Here is a 15,802-nt window from a genome sequence, read left to right on the forward strand (position 1 = left end):
AACGGACAGGCAAAAAATGGCTACCGAAATCCGTGTCCCTACCCTCGGCGAATCCGTTTCCGAGGCAACCATCGGCAAGTGGTTCAAGAAGGCCGGCGACGTGATCGCCGCCGATGAGCCTTTGGTCGAGCTCGAGACCGACAAGGTCACCATCGAAGTGCCGGCGCCTGCCGCCGGCGTGCTGGTCGAGCTGACCGTCAAGGAAGGCGAAACCGTCGGCGTCGGCGCGCTGCTCGGCACCATCGGTGCCGGAGATGGCGCCGTGCCCGCTGCCAAGCCCGCAGCTGTCGCCCAGGCGTCGGCGCCGAACGCGGCATCGACCGTCAAGGAAGCTGTCGCGCAGACCGCATCGGTTGCCGGCTCGCCGCCCATCGAAGAACGCAAGATGCCGCCGGCACCGGCAGCTGCCAAGATTCTGGCCGAGACCAACCTGTCGGTCGACCAGGTCGCCGGCTCCGGCAAGCGCGGCCAGGTGCTGAAGGGCGACGTGCTTGAAGCCATTGCCAAGGGCGTTTCGGCGCCCGCCGCTGCACCGGCCGCTGCCGCCGCACCGGTTGCGGCACGCGTTCCCTCGTCAACCGAAGACGCTCCGCGCGAAGAGCGCGTGCGCATGACCAAGCTGCGCCAGACGATCGCGCGCCGCCTCAAGGAAGCGCAGTCGACGGCTGCCATGCTGACCACCTTCAACGAGGTCGACATGAGCGCGGTGATGGCGCTGCGCACCAAGTACAAGGACATCTTCGAGAAGAAGCATGGCGTGAAGCTCGGCTTCATGGGCTTCTTCACCAAGGCGGTGACCCATGCGCTGAAGGAAATCCCGGCCGTCAACGCCGAGATCGACGGCACCGATATCATCTACAAGAACTTCGCCCATGTCGGCGTTGCCGTCGGCACCGAAAAGGGCCTGGTGGTTCCGGTCGTGCGCGATGCCGACCAGATGTCGATCGCCGAGATCGAGAAGGAAATCGGCCGCCTCGGTCTCGCCGCGCGCGATGGCAAGCTGTCGGTCGCCGACATGCAGGGCGGCACCTTCACCATCTCCAACGGCGGCGTCTACGGCTCGCTGATGTCGACGCCGATCCTGAACGCACCGCAGTCGGGCATCCTCGGCATGCACAAGATCCAGGACCGTCCGGTCGTTGTCGGCGGCCAGATCGTCATCCGCCCGATGATGTATCTTGCACTGTCCTACGATCACCGCATCGTCGACGGCAAGGAAGCCGTGACCTTCCTGGTCCGCGTCAAGGACAGCCTGGAAGATCCGGAGCGTCTGGTTCTCGACCTCTGATCGAAAAAGGCTTCAAGGGGCCCGGCTGACCTGGCCCCTTTGCTTTCCTGAGCTAATGCCGGACTTGCCAGCGGCCGGAGACGCCGTACTGATCAGCTATCTTGCGCTTCGAGGGCGGTAGTGGTGATGGAAGCCGCAGCAGCATCGACTGAAATCTGGGTTCTGGGCTGGAGTGTCGTGCTGCTGATCGCGCACATACTGGTGCAGGCGCTTTCGCTCGACCTGTCGGGCGATTTCAGCATCAAGTATCTGCTCAGTTCGCGTGACGACGGCCGCGTGCCTAAGAGCATCGTTTCGGGGCGTCTGATCCGGTCGCTCAACAACATGCTGGAGACCTATCCCGCCTTCATCGCGCTGGCGTTGGCGCTGGCGGTGACAGGCAAGACAGGCGAACTGGGTGCCCTGGGCGCCGTGATCTGGATCGTCGCCCGCCTTGTCTATGCCTTGCTGTACGTGGCCGGAATTCCGGTGCTGCGTACGCTCGTCTGGTTCGTTTCGATCGCCGGGCTGGTCCTGATGGTCGTGCGCCTGATGACGTAACATCGCTGCCTGAAGAAACCGAAAGAGACGGTCGCATGGCTTTCGAACCCGACATTCCCCCGATCCAAGTCCATCTCTGCGTCAAGCAGGGCAAGGAGGCGATCGCCTTCTACGAAAAGGCGTTCGACGCGGTCGAGACCTTCGAGCAGATGGCCGATGACGGCGTGCGCGTGCTGCATGCCAACCTCGCCATGTTCGGCAGCGAGGTGATGCTGCATGACGAGTTTCCCGAATTCGGCGGCGATGTGTTGTCGCCGCTCTCCCGCGGCGGCGCCAGCATGACCGTCAACATCAATTTGAAGCTGCCCGGCGAGGTCGACCAGGCGGTCGAGCGCGCGGTGGCGGCTGGTGCGAAGACTGTGATGGAGCCAGACGACATGTTCTGGGGCGCACGCTACGCCAAGATTCAGGATCCGTTCGGTCATGTCTGGGCGTTCAATGCGCCCTTGGGCAATGCATCACTGGGCGCGCAGTCGGGGAGTGACAAGGCATGACGCAATATGCGTTCGAATTTGCCGGCCTGCTGGCCGTGTTCTCGGTGCTGATGGTGGTGCCGGGTGCCGATTTCGTCATGGTGGTGCGCCAGAGCATCGTGCATGGCCGCCGCGCCGCCATCATCACCAGCTTCGGCATCGGCGTGTCGCTGCTGTTTCATGTCAGCTACACCATCCTCGGCATCGGGCTGATCGTGTCGAAGTCGCTGCTGCTGTTTTCGCTGATCAAGTGGGCCGGTGCCGCATACCTGCTCTATCTCGGCATCAAGGCGCTACGTGCCGGGCCGATGGAGATGGCGTCAGTCGAGGTGCAGGCGGGCGCAAGTGAGACCCGGGAAATTTCTGCTGTGCGCTGCTTCCTGACGGGCTTCGTCACCAATGCGCTCAACCCCAAGGCGGTGCTGTTCTTCCTGCCGCTGTTCACGGCGATGGTCAGCCACGAGACGCCCGCCGCGGTGAAGGGCGTCTACGGGCTGCTGATGGCCGTGGTGCTGATTACATGGTTTGTCGGCGTGTCGATGTTCTTCACCATGGCCTCGGTGCGCGAGGGCTTCGTCGCCTGGGGCCGCTGGTTCAACAAGGTAACCGGCATGATCTTCATCGGGCTTGGCGTGAAGCTCGCGACCGTGCAGGCCGGCTGATGCGGCTTCAGGCACTTATCGCGGCTGTTGCGGTGCTGTCGGCGACGGTGGCGCAAGCGGCATGCCCGATCGAGCTTGCCGTCTATGGCGACCGCGACGGTGCCGCCGAGATCGACTTCCGGCCGACGCTGGAATCGGCAACAGTGACCAACAGCTTCAAGATGGTGATGGACAATTCCATCGTGCTCGACGGCGTGGTGATGTGGTCGCAGGACGTGGCGCGGCCGAACGGCATGCTGATGCACCAGTGCCCGGAAGGCGACGTGACCGGCGAGGAGATCGAAGCCTGCACGGTATGGCAGGGGGTGATCTACAGCGTCGATGAGCAGGGCAATGTCGGGCTTTTGCCACGCGAGCGCATCGCGGCGGCAGCGCCGAAGAAACTGATCTTTTCCGATCTCGGCCATGGGCTCAGGACATCTGCGGCCTATGGTCCGGATGGCTTTTCCAAAGTGCCGTGGGACGTGTTCGAGCTGAAGGGGTGCCAGGAATGAGCGCTCAGGGAAAAGTGTTGCTGGTGACTGGCGGCAGCCGTGGCATCGGCGCTGCGATCTGCAGGCTGGCGGCCAGCGCCGGCTACCGCGTGGCGTTCAGCTACGTCTCGAACGATGCCGCTGCAAACGCCCTGGTGGCCGAACTGAAACTCTCAGGCGCCGAAGCCCTTGCCATCAAGGGCGATGTCGGCAACGAGGCCGACGTGCTCGCCATGTTTGCCGAGGTTGACCGCGCCTATGGCCGGCTCGACGCCTTCGTCAACAATGCCGGCGTGGTCGACATGAAGGCGCGCGTCGACGAGATGAGCGCCTTCAGACTCGAGCGCATGATGCGCATCAACGTCGTCGGCTCGATCCTGTGCGCCCGCGAGGCGGTGAAGCGCATGTCGAGCCTGCATGGTGGCGCGGGTGGCGCCATCGTCAACATCTCGTCGGCGGCCGCCTCGCTCGGCTCGCCCGGCGAATATGTCGACTATGCCGCCTCCAAGGGCGCGATCGACACCTTGACCATCGGGCTTGCCAAGGAAGTGGCAACGGAGGGTGTGCGCGTCAACGCGGTGCGTCCCGGCATCATCGACACTGAAATCCACGCGTCGGGCGGACAGCCGGACCGGATCTCCGTCATTCGCGGCCTCGTGCCGATGAAACGCGAAGGCAAGGCTGAAGAAGTTGCCCATGCCGTCATCTGGCTTTTGTCGGATGAGGCATCATATACGACGGGCTCGATTTTGAACGTGAGCGGCGGCCGCTGACCGCCCCAGGCAAGAAGGAAAGAACAATGGCATATGACGTCGTCGTAATCGGCTCGGGCCCAGGCGGATATGTGTGCGCCATCAAGGCGGCGCAGCTCGGATTGAAGGTCGCCGTGGTCGAGAAGAACGCGACCTTCGGCGGCACCTGCCTCAACATCGGCTGCATTCCCTCCAAGGCGCTGCTGCATGCGTCGGAAATGCTGGCCGAGGCGCAGCATTCCTTCGACGCGCTCGGCGTCGAGGTCGGCACGCCGAAGATGAACCTGAAGAAGATGATGGCGCACAAGGATGCGACCGTCGCGGCCAACGTCAACGGCGTGTCGTTCCTGTTCAAGAAGAACAAGATCGAAAGCTTCCAGGGCATCGGCAAGGTGTTGGGCGCCGGCAAGGTTGCCGTGACCGGGGCCGACGGCAAGACCCAGGAACTGGAGACCAAGAACATCGTCATCGCCACTGGCTCCGACGTCGCCGGCATTCCGGGCGTCAATGTCGAGTTCGACGAGAAGGTGATCATCTCGTCCACCGGCGGCCTGTTGCTGGAAAAGGTGCCTGCTCATCTGGTGGTTGTCGGCGGCGGCGTCATCGGCCTCGAGCTCGGCTCGGTCTGGGCGCGCCTCGGCGCCAAGGTGACCGTGGTCGAATATCTCGACACCATCCTGGGTGGCATGGACGGCGACGTTGCCAAGCAGTTCCAGCGCATGCTGGCCAAGCAGGGCTTCGAGTTCAAGCTCGGCTCCAAGGTGACGGGTGTCGCCAAGGCCAAGAAGGGCGCGACCGTGACCTTCGAGCCGGTGAAAGGTGGCGCCGCCGAGACCATCGAAGCCGATGTCGTGCTGGTCGCCACCGGCCGCCGCCCCTACACCGATGGCCTCGGCCTGAAGGAAGCCGGCGTCGAGATGGACGAGCGCGGTCGGGTCAAGACTGATGGCCACCTGCGCACCAACGTCGCCGGCATCTATGCCATCGGCGACGTCGTCGTCGGCCCGATGCTGGCACACAAGGCAGAGGACGAGGGCGTGGCGGTTGCCGAGATCATCGCCGGCCAGGCCGGCCATGTGAATTACGACGTCATACCCGGTGTGGTCTACACCAGCCCCGAAGTGGCTTCGGTCGGCAAGACCGAGGAAGAGCTCAAGAAAGCGGGCGTAGCCTACAAGGTCGGCAAATTCCCGTTCACGGCCAACGGCCGTGCCCGCGCGATGCTGCACACCGACGGCTTCGTGAAGGTGCTGGCCGACAAGGACAGCGACAAGGTGCTGGGGGTGCATATCGTCGGCTTCGGCGCCGGCGAAATGATCCACGAAGCGGCGGTGCTGATGGAATTCGGCGGCTCGTCGGAAGATCTCGGCCGCACCTGCCATGCCCACCCGACGATGTCGGAAGCGGTGAAGGAAGCGGCACTCGCCACCTTCTTCAAGCCGATCCACATGTGATAGTCCGCAGTTCGTTTCGAAGCGATGTGAAAACGGCCCGCTCGATGAGCGGGCCGTTTTCATGTCAGCTTTGGCCGTCAGCCGCCGGAAGGTGCCGGGGCCGGAGCCGTTGTGCCGCCGCCCGAAGGCGCTGGCTCGGCCGGAGCCGGAGTGGCCGGTGCGGGCGCAGGCTCGGCAGGTGCCGGCGCGGGGGCCGGTTCAGCAGGCGCGGGCGCCATCGTGCCCGACGGTGCCGGAGCAGCAGGTTCGGCCGGAGCTGGTGCCGGGGCCGTCGCTGCCGGTGGCTCGGCGGGTGCCGGAGCTTCGGCGGTCTTGGGACCGAATATGTAGTAGGCCACCGCTGCGAGCAGCACGACGATGATGGCTATCAGCCACGTGCTGCCCATGCTCGACTGGCCGGCCGGGCGTCCTGGATCTGGATTGTTCACCATTGAGATCTCCCTCAGCTGCGCTCCGCAATCGTTGCGTGAACATCGCAATCAACGCGCGAGGCGCCTTTCGGTTTCACTTCGACGTGAAAATTTCAAAACGAACGTTCCAGCGGCGGCGTTTCGCCACGCTTCAAAGGCGGTGAATCAGGAATAAGCTCGGCCAGGTTGCAGTGAGCAGAGGCCAAGACCATGCCCGTGATGCCAAGCCTTGCCAACACAGATGACCTGTTGCCCGGCGCGAGTTTCTCCGACCGTTTCGTCATTATCGTGACAGGGCAATCCCTCGACGCGGCGACGTCCGCCAGTCGGGCCTTCGGCAGGAAGCCGGCCTGGATCGGCGCGCTGATGGCGCTGCGCCACGTTCTCGTCCGGCCGTTCGGCCTGAAGACGCGCGAGGAGGACATATCGACCGCTGAGCGAAAGGGGATGTTCCCCGTCATCGATCAGTCCGCTTCGCAGATCGTCCTTGGACTGGACGATCGGCATCTCGACTTCCGGCTGCTGGTCGAGGTCAGGGAGATGGGCGAAGGACGCCAGGAAGTCAGCGCCCTGACGCTGGTCAAGCCGCACAACATGTTCGGGCGGGTCTACCTGGCCATCGTCACGCCGTTCCACAAGATCATCGTGCCGGCGATGCTGGCGCAGGTGGCGAAGGTTTAGCGGTCGGCGACGGTGACCGTGTAGCCGGCCTTGCGGAACAATTCGACCAGCCCGGCGGGGCCGGGCAGGTGCAGCGCGCCGACGGCCATGAAGGCGTCGCCCGGACCGACGAGCGGCCCGGCGCGCTCGACCATGGTCTTGTTGCGCGTCGTCACCATCGCTTCCTCGAAGGCGGCATAGCTGGTTTCGTCGCCGGCTGAACTCGGCAGCGCATTGCGGAACAGCGGCCAGAACATGCCGGTGTCGCCGCGCTGGTAGAGCACGACCATCGTTTCGATGACGTCGTTCATTCGGTTGCCGAGCTTGAGGGTTTCGACGAGGCCCTTGATATGGAATTCGATCGGCAGCGACGCCATCGCCGAGAGCTGGTCGGCCGCACTTTCGAGGCCCTTGACCTGCTTGCCGGCCGCCTTGGCCTGCTGGGCCAAGAGGATGTCGAGCACCGGCGCGCCGCCGGACTTGCGGGCGAGCTCGCAGGCTGGAAGGGCGACCATCGCCGACAGCATCCACGGCTTCATCTTGGTCACGCTTGCCGGCGGGATGCCGCGCGCTTCCAGCGCCGCATTGACGATCTTTGCTTCCTCTGCCGACAGCAACGACGGCAATGTCGTCGCATCGGTGAACATCATCAATTCGGGCTGTTTCATCAGGCCGGCGACCATCGCCTGCTGGTCGAGCACATCAGTGGTTTCGATGACCAGCGTGTGCGATCCGTCGAAGGCCTTTTGCGCCGCCGGCTCAAGCACGGTGACGCGCGGATCGGTGACATGCATGGTGCCGTAGAGCCAGGACGGCTTCTGCCCGGGCTTTTCCAGCTTCCACAACAGGCCCTGGCCGTTGAGCGTGTCCCTGGCCTCGGTTTCGATCCTGGCGAGCGCTGCCGGGTCGCTCTTCTGCAACTCGGCCAGCATGTCGGAGCCAGTGCAAACAGGCGCCTCGGCATGTGCCTTGTCGGCGAGCAGGAAGGCGATGGCGAAGAACAGGATGAAGAACAGCATGTTGAGCGCTGCAAGCAGCTTCAACGACAACAGCGAGGTGCGATCGGCAATGGCAGCGAGACGTGTCATGCTGCTGGTGTAACGGTCAAAAACGGCAAAACGGTTAATGCGGTGGTGACAATTGTCGAGCTGCAAGAGCTGTTGCAGGCGAAATATGCTCCGGAAATCGGGGGCGACTTTCGGACGAGGCGTCAGGCACGCGGGTGGGCGGCTTCGTAGATTTCCAGCAGCCGCGCCGTGTCGACGCCGGTGTAGATCTGGGTCGTCGACAGGCTGGCGTGGCCGAGCAGTTCCTGGATGGTGCGCAAGTCGCCGCCGCGGCCGAGCAGGTGGGTGGCAAAGGAATGGCGCAAAGCATGCGGGGTTGCCGTGTCGGGCAGATTGAGCGCCGAACGCATCTTGCGCATTTCGCGCTGGATGATCGCCGGATCGAGCTGACCGCCGCGCGCGCCACGGAACAGGGCACTGTCGGGACCAAGATGGTAGGGACAGAGCTTGCGGTATTCGGCGACTGCCTGGAGTGCGACTGATAGAACCGGCACGAGACGGGTCTTGCCGCCCTTGCCCGAAACGCGCAGCACGGTGTCGGCAGGCGAGGCCAGTTCCGCGCCGGACAGGTTGAGTGCTTCGGAAATACGCAGGCCTGAGCCATAGAGCAGGGTCAGCACGGCGGCATTGCGCGCGGCGATCCATGGCTCTTCGGCGAGCTGTTCGCCTGCCGAGACGACACGCTTGGCATCGACTGCGGTGAGGGGCTTGGGCAGCGATTTCGGTTGCTTCGGCGCCCTGAGTGCCGACGAACCGGCTGCATTGACCAGGCCCTGGCGTTCGAGGAAGCGCAGCAGCGAGCGGACGCCGGCAAGGCCGCGCCCGAGCGTGCGGGCACCGGCGCCGTCGGCGCGGCGCGAGGCAAGGAAGCCGCGCAGGTCGGCCGGGCGCAGGTCGCTGATGTCGGAAATGCCGGGTGGGCCACCATTGTGGCCGGTCAGGAACTGCAGGAACTGGCGTGTGTCGCGCTCATAGGCATCGACCGTTGCTGCCGAGAGGCGACGTTCTCCGGCAAGCGCCTTCAGCCAGCCTTCGCGGGCGGCCTGCAGGTCGGGTTTTGCGGCGATGAGGAATTCCTGCATTGGCAGCGGGCGTCCGATTGGAATATGGCAGTGTTGAACGCGTGAAGTTGACAAGCAGTGAAGCAGGCGATGGCCAAACCCCAAAATCCTATCCAGATGGCCGTGATCGGCGCCGCCCATGGCATCAAGGGCGAGTTGCGGGTCAAGACCTTTACCGGCGACCCGCTGGCTTTGGCCGACTACGGCCCGCTCTATGCCAGGGACGGGCGCGCTTTCGAGATCGCCGCGATCCGGCCTGCCAACGAGGTGGTGGTGGTGCGTTTCAAGGGCGTGGCCGACCGCAATGCGGCCGAGGCGCTGACGGGCACGGAGCTGTTCGTCGACCGTTCGGCGCTGCCCGACGATGGTGACGAGGGCGAGTTCTATCACGCCGACCTGGTCGGCCTTCAGGTGCGCGATGAAACCGGCGCACCGGTGGGCAAGGTGTTTGCCGTGCAGAATTATGGCGGCGGCGACATTCTGGAAATCCAGTACCAGGGCCGCAAGGGTGTGCTGATCCCGTTCACCCAGGCCGCGGTGCCGGTCGTCGATGTATCAGGCGGCTTCGTGGCCATCGACACTGTGGCGGCCGGACTTGTCGATGACGAGGACGACGAAGACGCACCCTCCGATGGCGAGTTCGACAAACGGCCGCGCGGCCCGAAGGACGCCGGGGGCAATCGCTGATGTTCCGAGCAACCGTGCTCACGCTTTATCCGGAAATGTTTCCGGGCGCGCTGGGGCTGTCCCTGGCCGGGCGGGCGATGGAACGCGGCGACTGGGCGCTGGAGGCGGTGCAGATCCGCGACTTCGCCACCGACAAGCACCGGACCGTGGACGATTCTCCGGCCGGCGGCGGCGCCGGCATGGTGCTGCGTGCCGACATCATCGCCAAGGCCGTCGACCACGCTTCGCCCGAGGGTGACGAACGTCCGCGCATCCTGATGAGCCCGCGCGGCAAGCCGCTGACCCAGGAGCGGGTGCGCGAGCTGGCGGCGGGGCCTGGTGCTGTGATCCTGTGCGGGCGCTTTGAAGGCGTCGACCAGCGCGTGATCGATGCACGCGAGCTGGAAGAGATTTCAGTTGGCGACTTCATCCTCTCCGGCGGCGAGCCGGCAGCACTGGTGCTGCTCGACGCGGTGGTGCGGCTTCTGCCCGGCGTGATGGGCAACGACGTCTCGGGTGACGAAGAGAGCTTTGAGGGTGGGCTGCTCGAGCACCCGCATTACACCCGGCCACAGGAGTTCGAGGGCCGCGCCATCCCCGAGGTGCTGACCTCGGGCAATCACGGAAAGATCGCCAAATGGCGGCGGGCGGAGGCCGAGAAGCTGACGCAGGCACGACGACCGGATTTGTGGGCCGGGCGTGCGGGGAAGAAGGGCTAGGCGTTAGCCCCGCCCCTCATCTGCCTGTGAGCACCCTCTCCCCGTGAACGGGGAGAGCTGAGAAGCGACGGCGCTTCAGCCTTTTGTGAAGTAATAGCCCGCAAGAAACAGCCCGACCGCGACGACGAAGATGCGTACGAGCGCTTGGGGGACGCGGCGGGCGGTCCAGACGCCGGCGTAGCCGCCGAGCGCGACGCCCGGCACCATGATCGCGGCATGGGTCCAGGCGACGACACCGCCCGAGGCGAAGATGATGATGGCAACCGCGGCGATGACGATTGAGAGCATGTTCTTCAACGCGTTGAGGCGGTGGTAGTCGCCGCCTTCGGTGAGGCCGAGGGTGGCCAGCATCATCACGCCCATGCCGGCGCCGAAGAAGCCGCCATAGATCGAGGTGAAGAACTGAACGATGCGGCCGGCGAGCGAGGCCGGTGCATCAGCGGCGCGCGCGGCGAGCTTCTTCGGGCGCAGCCACGGGCCGGCGGCAAAGAGGGCGGTGGCGGCGAGCAGAAGCCACGGCACGAGCGCACCGAAGGCGACGTTGTCGAGCGAGAGCAGGATGAGCGCTCCGGCCAGCGCGCCAACGGCCGAAATGATGGCAAAGGCGACGGCGCCGCGCCACATCTGCCTGATGTCGGCCAGGTAGGCCCAGGTCGACGTGATGTAGCCGGGGAACTGGGCGATCGACGAGGTGGCGTTGGCCGAGATCGGCGGGACGCCGAGCATGGTCATGGCGCCGAAAGTCAGGAAGGTGCCGCCGCCGGCGATGGCATTGACGACTCCCGATAGGAAGCCGGCGAGGAAGAGGATGCCAATTGTGACGAGGGACACGGGCTGCCTGAGAGGTGGTTTGCGTTCGTTGCTCTCTAGGAAGCTGACGCAGGGAAGGCAAGGCATGTTGTCCCATACCTCGGCGAAACTGGCTTTGTGGCCGCCGGCCGCCATCCTTCGCTGGACCGCTGCACGCAAGGCGCGTAAAAAAGAAGCGGCAAAGGCGTGACAAATGGCCGAAATAGCGCTATGTGCCCGCCCGAACCGGACGAATAATCGACCGGACCCGTCAACAGTGACGGTGTAGTCGCCCCTGCCAGAAGGCCCGCAAGGGAAGAAGGCATACCCAAGCGGTCATTTGGAACTGCAAGGCGAGCGTTGGGCGCTCTGGCTGTCGGAAGAACAAGAAGTGGATTTTTGAGATGGATATCATCCGCCAGCTCGAGGCCGAACAGGCCGCCAAGATCGAAGCCAAGCGCACCCTGCCGGAATTCCAGCCGGGCGACACCGTGCGCGTCCAGGTGCGCGTCACCGAAGGCTCGCGTACCCGCGTCCAGGCCTATGAAGGCGTCGTCATCGCGCGCGCCGGCTCGGGCTTCCAGGAAAACTTCACCGTCCGCAAGATCTCCTATGGCGAAGGCGTGGAACGCGTGTTCCCGGTCTATTCGCCGATGATCGAGGGCGTCGAGATCGTCCGTCGCGGCAAGGTGCGTCGCGCCAAGCTTTACTACCTGCGCGATCGTCGCGGTAAGTCGGCTCGTATCACCGAGAACACCGGCGTCCGCGCCCGCAAGCTGAACGACGCCGAGCGTGCCGCGCTGGTCGCCGAGAAGGCCCGTATCGAAGCCGAGAAGGTTGCCGCAGCCCAGGCGCTGGCCGCCGAGAAGGCCGCTCAGGAAGCCGCCGAGAAGAAGGCAGCAGCCGAGGCCGCCAAGGCAGCTGAAGCCGCCGCCGAGTAATCGCTGTCGCTACCAGATTTCGAAAGGGCGGCCTCGTGCCGCCCTTTTTCGTTTCGGAGAGGATTTGATGGCGAGCACGCGGGATTTCATTGTTCGGCGGCTGGTGCCGGGCGAGGGCGCTGCCTTTCGTGAGCTGAGGCGCGCAGCACTTGTGAATGCGCCGCTCGCCTTCAGCTCGAGCCCGGAAGACGAGGCGCACCTGACCGACGCCGATTTCGAGGCGCGGATCAGCCTTGCCGAACCCGATGCAGTGTATGGCGTGTTTGGCGATGGCGAGCTCGTCGGCGTCGCGACCTTCATCGGCGACAAGCGGCGCAAGACACGGCACAAGGGCGCGATGTTCGGCGTTTATGTCGATCCGGCCTGGCGCGGCACGGGTTCCGCCCGGGCGCTGGTGCGGCAGGTGATCGACCATGCGACCGAACGCGGCCTTGCACTGCATGCCCATGTGATCGCCGACAATCTGCCGGCACTCAGGCTCTATCTCGGTCTTGGATTCGTCAGCTACGGCGTCGAGCCGAGGGCACTTCTCGTCGACGGCATGTTTCATGACGAGCATCTGCTGATCTACCAGCCGGGTGGCTGAGGCCGGGGTTTGTTTCGCAAACGGGCCAAAAGCGAAACAGATACAGTGCATTCGGCTGTGCCAGCGCATCGTCCATGCTTGCAAGCACGCTTGGGACGGCTAAAGTCTGGCGCAAATCGACCGGCGCCGCCGGTCCTGTGTTTTCGGGGAACGCATCATGTCCAATTTCAAACTGTCGCTGGCCGGCGCGCTGGCTGTCGTGCTTCTGCCCTTGGCCGCCATGGCCCAGAGCCTGCCGGATCTTGGCGGCAAGTCGGTCGTCGTGGTGACCGAAAATGCCTATCCGCCGCTGCAGTTCATCGACCCCAAGACCGGCAAGCAGATCGGCTGGGAGTACGACGCGATGGACGAGATCGCCAAGCGTCTGAACTTCAAGATCGAGTACCAGAACACCTCGTGGGACGCGATGATCCAGGCGGTGTCGGACGGCCAGTACCAGATCGGCATGACCGGTATCACCATCAAGGACGAGCGCAAGGAGAAGGTCGACTTCTCCGATCCTTACATGCGCTCTCAGCAGTTCATGCTGGTGCGCGCCGACGAAAGCCGCTTCACCGATGCCAAAAGTTTCGGCGCGCTCAAGGACGGCCTGATCGCGGCACAGCCGGGCACCTCGCCTTTCTACACCGCCGTCTACGAAATTCTCGACGGCAACGAGCAGAACCCGCGCATCAAGCTGTTCGAGACCTTCGGCGCCACCGTGCAGGCGCTCAAGGCCGGAGACGTCGACCTCGTGCTGACCGACAGCGTCGCCGCCCAGGGTTATGTCGACGCCTCGGAAGGCAAGCTCAAGGTGGTGGGCGAGCCGCTGGGCAGCGAGGATTTCGGCTTCATCTTCAAGAAGGGTTCGGACCTCGTCGCTCCGATCAACCAGGCGATCGCGGCGCTGAAGGCTGACGGCACCTTCGACAAGCTGAACAAGAAGTGGTTCCTCGACTACAAGATGGGCCAGTGATTGCGCTGCCGTCTCCTCCACCTGGCGGAGACGGCAAACTGTTGGTCGAGCCTAGGCTCGGTAGCGGCTGGCGCCGGCATGGTCGACGACATAGAGCCACGTGCCGTCGGCCTGCCTGCGCACGATCTCGGCAGTGAAGCCGGAATAGAGGGTGCCTTCCTCATCGACGATCGCGAAATCGGCGCGCAGCAGCGCCAGGTCGCCATGCTCGACGCAGAAGGTGTTTTGCGACCCATCGTGCCGGGCATGCGCACGAGCCGCCCAAGTTCTTCGGCGATGCCGGCCTTGCCGGCAAGGCCCTCGCCGCCGGCATCGACCAGCAGGCGGGCATCTTCCTCGTAGAGCCCAAGCAGAGCCTCGACATCGCCGCTGTTGCGGATGGCGGCAAAAGTTTCGTTCATGTCGGCCGGCCGGTAGACTTTTGATGACATTGGCTTTCTCCTGTTTCGGCGACCAGAACATGCCGTTGCAGAACTATCCAAATGGGTACCCCGAATGAGTGCAGAGATGACCGCGACCAGCGAGCGCGAGGTGCCGATGCCGCGACGGCCGGAGCTATGTCCGGTTGAAGACTGGCTCTCTTTTCTCGGCCATCGCTGGAACGCGCTGGTGTTGTGGCGGCTGTCGGTGGGCGCGAAGCGGCATGGCGACCTGATGGCACGGCTGCCCGGGGTCACCGCCAAGGTGCTGTCGGAGCGGTTGGACGGCCTGTTGAGACGCGGCCTTGTCGAGCGCGACGCAGTTTCAGCTTTCCCGCGCGGCGTCGTCTATTCGTTGACGGCGGGCGGTCGCCGGGTGGTCGCCCTGCTCGACCAGTTCGAGACGCTGCCGCATTCTTTTGCCGGGCTGCGGCAGGACGCAGCATGAGCCAGTACCGGGTCAAGAAGGACGATTTCCCGTGGTGGCTGGTGGCTGCCGTGGCGATCGGTGTGGTTTCGGCGGTGACCATCGCGGCCAGCGACGTCTACGGCCAGATCCTGTCGACCCTCGTCAAAGGGCTTTGGGTAACACTTTTCGTCACCATCGTCGCCTTCGCCATGGCCTCGGCGCTCGGGCTGCTCATCGCCCTGCTCGGGCTGTCGAATTCCAAGCTGCTGCGCCAGGTTTCGCGTTTCTATGTCGAGATCATTCGCGGCCTGCCGATCCTGGTGCTGCTGTTCTGGATCGCTTTCGTCGGTGCGCCGGCCTTCGTCGTGGCGTGGAACTGGGTGACGCTACCGCTGCAATCGGCGGGGCTGGTCGAGCCGATGCAGGTGCGCGACTTCTCGCTACTGTGGCGGGCGATCATCGCGCTCACGATCGCCTATTCGTCCTTCATCGCCGAAATCTTCCGCGCGGGCATCCAGGCCGTCGATGTCGGCCAGATCGAGGCGGCGAAGGCGCTGGGATTGTCGCGCACCCAGCGCTTTCGGCTGATTGTCTGGCCGCAGGCATTCAGGACCATCCTGCCGCCCTATGGCAACGACTTTATCGCCATGGTGAAGGATTCCTCGCTGGTGTCGGTGCTTGGCGTCGCCGACATCACCCAGATGGCCAAGGTCTATGCCTCGGGCTCATTCCGCTTCTTCGAGACCTACTCCATCGTAGCCTATGTCTACCTGCTCCTGACCGTCGGGCTGTCGCTCAGCCTGCGGGCGCTGGAGCGGCGGATGCGCAGGGATTTCACGCCATGACCGGAGGTGCCGACAAGACTGCGCTCGACATGGTCTATGCGGCAGAGACAGAAATGCAGCTGGCGGCGGCCTATGCGGCCTGGGCGAACGGCTACGACACCGAGACAGCGGCGCTGGGATACTGCTTGCCCTTCGTGATCGCGGCGTGGGTGGCGCGGCACGTGCCCAAGGGCGAAGGACCGCTGCTCGATGCCGGTTGCGGCACCGGACTGTCGGGGCCGTATCTCCAGGCGCTTGGATATGACGACATCGAAGGGCTCGACTTCTCCGAGAAAATGCTCGAACTGGCGCGGGCACGCGGCGGCTACAGCGCGCTGACGCAGGCCGCACTCGGCGGTCCGTTGCCTTGGGCCGACCGGCATTTCGCCGCCGTCTTCTCGACCGGCGTGTTCACGGCGGGCCATGCGCCGGCATCGAGCCTGGACGAGTTGGTCCGGATCACGCGGCCGGGTGGCTTCGTCATCTTCACTGTCCGCGACGTGGTCCTGGAAGCGGGCGGTTTCCAGGATAAGTTCACTGAACTTGTGGCGACCGGAAGATGGCAGGCGGTCGAGGAGAGCCCTGCTTTCCGGGCCTTTGCCGTGGCCGAACCGGATGTGCTGGTCAAGGCGTATATATTCAGGGTTGTCTGAA

The 15,802-nt window shown here is 64.4% G+C and carries 21 protein-coding genes; 16 read left to right on the forward strand and 5 right to left on the reverse strand.

The window, feature by feature from the left end:
- The first annotated feature begins 16 nt into the window (after nt 1–16).
- The 7 genes from odhB to lpdA all read left to right on the forward strand — a co-directional run bounded on the left by odhB (nt 17) and on the right by lpdA (nt 5,642).
- A complete protein-coding gene (odhB, locus tag SLT36_RS04560) occupies nt 17–1,288 on the forward strand; it encodes a 2-oxoglutarate dehydrogenase complex dihydrolipoyllysine-residue succinyltransferase (protein WP_067956082.1) in 1,272 nt (423 codons plus the stop codon).
- A gap of 126 nt (nt 1,289–1,414) precedes the next feature.
- The gene (locus SLT36_RS04565) at nt 1,415–1,828 is read left to right on the forward strand and encodes an MAPEG family protein (protein WP_432286066.1); all 414 of its coding nucleotides are present in this window, start codon (nt 1,415–1,417) and stop codon (nt 1,826–1,828) included.
- 35 nt (nt 1,829–1,863) lie between these two features.
- Nucleotides 1,864–2,322 (forward strand): VOC family protein, encoded by a 459-nt coding sequence (locus SLT36_RS04570; RefSeq protein ID WP_432286067.1) that lies wholly within the window; start codon nt 1,864–1,866, stop codon nt 2,320–2,322.
- Nucleotides 2,319–2,963 carry a LysE family transporter gene (locus SLT36_RS04575; RefSeq protein ID WP_432286069.1) on the forward strand — a complete coding sequence of 215 codons (645 nt, stop codon included), beginning with the start codon at nt 2,319–2,321 and terminating at the stop codon, nt 2,961–2,963. Before SLT36_RS04570 ends, SLT36_RS04575 begins: the two co-directional genes overlap by 4 nt.
- Nucleotides 2,963–3,457, forward strand: a complete 495-nt coding sequence (locus SLT36_RS04580; protein ID WP_432286071.1) for a hypothetical protein — start codon at nt 2,963–2,965, stop codon at nt 3,455–3,457. The genes SLT36_RS04575 and SLT36_RS04580 overlap by 1 nt, the downstream gene beginning before the upstream one ends.
- Complete coding sequence (locus SLT36_RS04585; RefSeq protein WP_432286073.1) at nt 3,454–4,209, forward strand: SDR family oxidoreductase; 756 nt, start codon at nt 3,454–3,456, stop codon at nt 4,207–4,209. Before SLT36_RS04580 ends, SLT36_RS04585 begins: the two co-directional genes overlap by 4 nt.
- A gap of 26 nt (nt 4,210–4,235) precedes the next feature.
- Nucleotides 4,236–5,642 carry a dihydrolipoyl dehydrogenase gene (gene lpdA / locus SLT36_RS04590; RefSeq protein WP_432286074.1) on the forward strand — a complete coding sequence of 469 codons (1,407 nt, stop codon included), beginning with the start codon at nt 4,236–4,238 and terminating at the stop codon, nt 5,640–5,642.
- Between the two features lie 77 nt (nt 5,643–5,719).
- Here lpdA and SLT36_RS04595 read toward each other — a convergent pair whose 3' ends face one another.
- Nucleotides 5,720–6,073 (reverse strand): hypothetical protein, encoded by a 354-nt coding sequence (locus SLT36_RS04595; RefSeq protein WP_083948376.1) that lies wholly within the window; start codon nt 6,071–6,073, stop codon nt 5,720–5,722.
- A 189-nt stretch (nt 6,074–6,262) separates the two neighbouring features.
- On the opposite strand from SLT36_RS04595, the gene SLT36_RS04600 reads away from it, so the two are divergent.
- Nucleotides 6,263–6,733, forward strand: a complete 471-nt coding sequence (locus SLT36_RS04600) for a DUF2867 domain-containing protein (protein WP_432286075.1) — start codon at nt 6,263–6,265, stop codon at nt 6,731–6,733.
- Here SLT36_RS04600 and SLT36_RS04605 read toward each other — a convergent pair.
- Both SLT36_RS04605 and SLT36_RS04610 read right to left on the reverse strand, forming a co-directional pair.
- Nucleotides 6,730–7,800, reverse strand: coding sequence for a TraB/GumN family protein (locus SLT36_RS04605; protein WP_432286076.1), 1,071 nt, complete (start codon nt 7,798–7,800; stop codon nt 6,730–6,732). The two genes, SLT36_RS04600 and SLT36_RS04605, sit on opposite strands and share 4 nt — an antisense overlap.
- 122 nt (nt 7,801–7,922) lie before the next feature.
- On the reverse strand, nt 7,923–8,861 hold the full coding sequence (locus SLT36_RS04610; protein ID WP_432286077.1) for a tyrosine recombinase XerC: 939 nt from the start codon (nt 8,859–8,861) through the stop codon (nt 7,923–7,925).
- 69 nt (nt 8,862–8,930) lie between these two features.
- On the opposite strand from SLT36_RS04610, the gene rimM reads away from it, so the two are divergent.
- The gene (rimM, locus tag SLT36_RS04615) at nt 8,931–9,527 is read left to right on the forward strand and encodes a ribosome maturation factor RimM (RefSeq protein ID WP_432286078.1); all 597 of its coding nucleotides are present in this window, start codon (nt 8,931–8,933) and stop codon (nt 9,525–9,527) included.
- The gene (gene trmD, locus SLT36_RS04620; RefSeq protein ID WP_192319786.1) at nt 9,524–10,225 is read left to right on the forward strand and encodes a tRNA (guanosine(37)-N1)-methyltransferase TrmD; all 702 of its coding nucleotides are present in this window, start codon (nt 9,524–9,526) and stop codon (nt 10,223–10,225) included. The genes rimM and trmD overlap by 4 nt, the downstream gene beginning before the upstream one ends.
- 75 nt (nt 10,226–10,300) lie before the next feature.
- Here the strand turns inward: trmD and SLT36_RS04625 are convergent, their stop codons facing one another.
- On the reverse strand, nt 10,301–11,056 hold the full coding sequence (locus tag SLT36_RS04625; protein ID WP_432286079.1) for a sulfite exporter TauE/SafE family protein: 756 nt from the start codon (nt 11,054–11,056) through the stop codon (nt 10,301–10,303).
- Nucleotides 11,057–11,418: 362 nt separating this feature from the next.
- On the opposite strand from SLT36_RS04625, the gene rplS reads away from it, so the two are divergent.
- From rplS to SLT36_RS04640, 3 genes are all read left to right on the forward strand, one after another.
- Complete coding sequence (gene rplS, locus SLT36_RS04630) at nt 11,419–11,955, forward strand: 50S ribosomal protein L19 (RefSeq protein ID WP_192313151.1); 537 nt, start codon at nt 11,419–11,421, stop codon at nt 11,953–11,955.
- 67 nt (nt 11,956–12,022) lie between these two features.
- Entirely contained in the window at nt 12,023–12,541 is a 519-nt protein-coding gene (locus tag SLT36_RS04635; RefSeq protein WP_432286080.1) for a GNAT family N-acetyltransferase, read from the forward strand.
- A 157-nt stretch (nt 12,542–12,698) separates the two neighbouring features.
- Nucleotides 12,699–13,496, forward strand: coding sequence for a basic amino acid ABC transporter substrate-binding protein (locus tag SLT36_RS04640; RefSeq protein ID WP_432286081.1), 798 nt, complete (start codon nt 12,699–12,701; stop codon nt 13,494–13,496).
- Here SLT36_RS04640 and SLT36_RS04645 read toward each other — a convergent pair.
- The gene (locus SLT36_RS04645; RefSeq protein WP_432286083.1) at nt 13,478–13,927 is read right to left on the reverse strand and encodes a hypothetical protein; all 450 of its coding nucleotides are present in this window, start codon (nt 13,925–13,927) and stop codon (nt 13,478–13,480) included. The genes SLT36_RS04640 and SLT36_RS04645 overlap by 19 nt on opposite strands.
- 76 nt (nt 13,928–14,003) lie before the next feature.
- Between SLT36_RS04645 and SLT36_RS04650 the strand changes: the two genes are divergently transcribed.
- From SLT36_RS04650 to SLT36_RS04660, 3 genes are read left to right on the forward strand one after another with little or no spacing between them, the layout of a single operon-like run.
- A complete protein-coding gene (locus tag SLT36_RS04650) occupies nt 14,004–14,363 on the forward strand; it encodes a winged helix-turn-helix transcriptional regulator (RefSeq protein WP_432286085.1) in 360 nt (119 codons plus the stop codon).
- A complete protein-coding gene (locus tag SLT36_RS04655; protein ID WP_154386737.1) occupies nt 14,360–15,169 on the forward strand; it encodes an amino acid ABC transporter permease in 810 nt (269 codons plus the stop codon). The genes SLT36_RS04650 and SLT36_RS04655 overlap by 4 nt, the downstream gene beginning before the upstream one ends.
- Nucleotides 15,166–15,801 carry a class I SAM-dependent DNA methyltransferase gene (locus SLT36_RS04660; RefSeq protein ID WP_432286087.1) on the forward strand — a complete coding sequence of 212 codons (636 nt, stop codon included), beginning with the start codon at nt 15,166–15,168 and terminating at the stop codon, nt 15,799–15,801. Before SLT36_RS04655 ends, SLT36_RS04660 begins: the two co-directional genes overlap by 4 nt.
- Nucleotide 15,802: the final 1 nt, after the last annotated feature.

Origin of the sequence: Aminobacter sp. BA135 (assembly GCF_050859125.1) — a bacterium.
Classification (GTDB): Bacteria; Pseudomonadota; Alphaproteobacteria; order Rhizobiales; family Rhizobiaceae; genus Aminobacter; species Aminobacter ciceronei.